Annotated in this window: 1 protein-coding gene and 1 pseudogene; both read left to right on the top strand. The window is 57.7% G+C overall.

Going from position 1 to position 2,766, the window contains the following annotated elements; genetic code table 11:
• A pseudogene (locus HMPREF2884_RS09395) lies at nt 1-337 on the top strand (superoxide dismutase); the annotation flags it as partial.
• A partial coding sequence (locus tag HMPREF2884_RS07080; protein WP_246827943.1) for a siroheme synthase occupies nt 327-2,766 on the top strand: 2,440 nt, incomplete at its 3' end. The pseudogene HMPREF2884_RS09395 and the gene HMPREF2884_RS07080, both read left to right, overlap by 11 nt.

Genomic DNA, 2,766 nt, shown 5'->3' with positions numbered 1-2,766 from the left:
GTCTTCATTCTTCGCCCCACGAGGTGCCCCGCGCCACTCCGATACCCAGCGCCACCCGGCGAGCGCCCGCGCGCTCAGCCTGTCGTTGCTGCTGGGTTTGAGCCCGCTTGTCGGCGTCACGCCGGCGGCACTCGCAACACCGACCAAGGCGGCACCTGAGCAGCAGGCACAACCGGCACAGGCGACCCCCGCCTCCCCCGCTGCAGCTTTGAACCAGCGCCAGACAGAAAACCAGCAGATTCCTGCGGCTCAGGGCGAGCAGACCAGTTCGCTACCGACTCTGCGCGTCACTAGCGGAGCACCTAAGAATTTATGCTGGAGGCACGGTGCATGTTGAGGGCACCGGCTTCACTCCCGAGTTCTTGGCGCATCACGAACTGCGTAGCCTCACAATTGCCCCGAAGGGCTCTTCAACCTACACCAACCCCTACCAAAAGGTCGATCACCGCGGCCTCGTCTTTGACGCCCCGAAACCAGCTGCCGACGGCAGTTTCAGCGCCGACCTGACGGTTCCGGCAAATAGCCTCCCGGCAAACCTGGAGTACGAGGTCATTCTCACCTACCGCCCCGTAGACGATGCGCACCCTTACGCGTGGAACACTGAGGACCGCGTCCGTACGGCGCTACCGGTGGAATTCAACCTCCCGAAGGCGGCGCTCCCCTCCATCACTTATGATGTTTCGGCTATTTCTGAGGAGCAGATTGCCTCAGGTCAGCCGGTTGAGGTGACGTTGACGGGTACCGGTTTTCAGGATGTCAGTTCCTTGAGTTTCACGCTGTCTGAGCAGGGAACAATTAGGACCTACAGCGTGGCTTCTTTGGGCGAGTTCCAGGCGCCGGATACGGAAGAGAATCAGCGCATTTTCAAGGGCCTGATTCCTAACGGCTATTTCCAGAAGAAGATCACGATCCCCGCGGGAGTCTTGAAGTCCGGCAAAGGGTATTACCTAGATGTTTACGGTGTGGAAACCCACGGGTGGAATAAGCTGTCGCGTAAGTTCCCCTTCGTTCCGGTGGGCAATAACCCCGCACACATGGCGTATCAGAATAATTCGTTCAGGAACACCCTGCCGAAGGTATCTGTGTCTTCCCCGAACTTTGATCCCGGTCAGGACCGCGTCTATAAGGTGACTATTTCTAATATTTCACCCGAGGTTGACCTGGGGTACTACATTGACTCTGTGGCGATTTATAACGCTACCTCTGGTGAGTCCAAGCCTTTCGCGGTCAACGATGTAGCGAGCTACTACTATAAGCGTGACGAGCTGGTAACCCGCAATGCTGACGGCACCCGTACGGTAGAAGTCGAATATAAGGTTCAGGATGATGACGGGTTCTACCCCTCTCACGTGGGCTCGACGGCAGAAGTTCGGGTAACGTTCTCGGATTCTGAGTATTTGTACGGTAGCCATAAGTTCACGGTGAGCGCGCAGCTTCCGATGGTGCCTCCTGCCGCTGATACGGTTCGCCCGGTGAACCCCGGAAACGTGCAGCTGAAGGTCGATTCGGGAACCCTCAATATTTCTCAGGGCGGCACGGTGTCGGTGACGACTTCCCCGTTGAGCGCTGAATTCCGTCAGAAGTACACCTTCTACGAGCTGGCTCTGGTGCGACGTGGATCGGTGTACGTGCATGATTGGCGTAATAATAATCCGCCTCTCGACCAGTACGGCGGGTTTCTCAAGGATTTGAAGCATCAGGTGCGTGAGAACCCGGACGGTAGCCTCACCTACACGTTTGAGGTTCCCCCGCAGTACGTTGAGGCGGCGGACGGCGAGCTCTTTGACGTGTTCATGTCGTACTACCCCTCGGATGTAAATGAGCTGGATTTGTTGAGTCCGATATATCGTATTTACATCCGCGCCCATATTGATGTGGTTCAGGACGCGCAGCCTACCCGCGCGACCTACCGTTTCAGCCGGTCTGCGATTGATAACCCGTGGAAGGATACGACGCTGAGGGTTGAGGGTTGGCACGTCCTCTCGCAGGCTAATAACTTCGCGGGGGATGGTGAACAGCCGGTTCTCGCCTTGTATGAGGCTGACCCGGCAACAGGCAAGATGGTGGGTCAGCCCGTGTTCACGCACACGCTGGAGTTCACTAACCAGCAGGATAACTACGGCACGTTCCGTAACAACTACCTCAACACGGAGATGACGATTCCGGCGGGTACGTTGAAGCCGGGCAAACTGTACTTCATGGGCGTGTACGGTGGCGGGGTGCCTTACCCCGGCATGGAAGATTCTCCGGGTTCTATGCTGAATGATGTTGCGGAGTTCCTGCCGGTGCATTCCCCCGATCAGGAGTCCACGGGGCCCGCACTGCACCTTGGGTCGGTAAGTTTGAGCCCGTACGCGAAGACGAACTCGTTTACGGCACGCGCTACCGGGCTCTCTGCGCCGGGTGAAGGATCGTACCGCCTCTCGGTGCAGCATGTTGATGAGCAGGGTCATTTGACCGGTCAGACGGTGTTCCAGCAGGCAATCCCGGCTGACCTCATCAAGGACGGCAGGGTGGAGCTGAATCTGACGATTGATCAGCAGCTGAGCTATTCGGGTGCGTACCGTCTGTTTATGGAGAGGGTCACCCCCGGTAAGGATGGTGCCAGCGAGTCGGTGGAGCAGCTTGCTGTCGAGGATATTCCTCTGAAGCTGACGCGTGAGGGTGAGTTGCAGGCTGCTGAACGCTGGTTTGCTGATCGTGAGATTCTGCCTGGTCCTTCGCCGATGTCCTGGAATAGCAATCTGACGCGCCGCGATGTGACGG

This window comes from Rothia sp. HMSC073B08, from assembly GCF_001812975.1.
Classification (GTDB): domain Bacteria; phylum Actinomycetota; class Actinomycetes; order Actinomycetales; family Micrococcaceae; genus Rothia; species Rothia mucilaginosa.
Note: the sequence above shows the minus strand (reverse complement) of the source record. Positions and strands in the feature narration are given on the sequence as shown.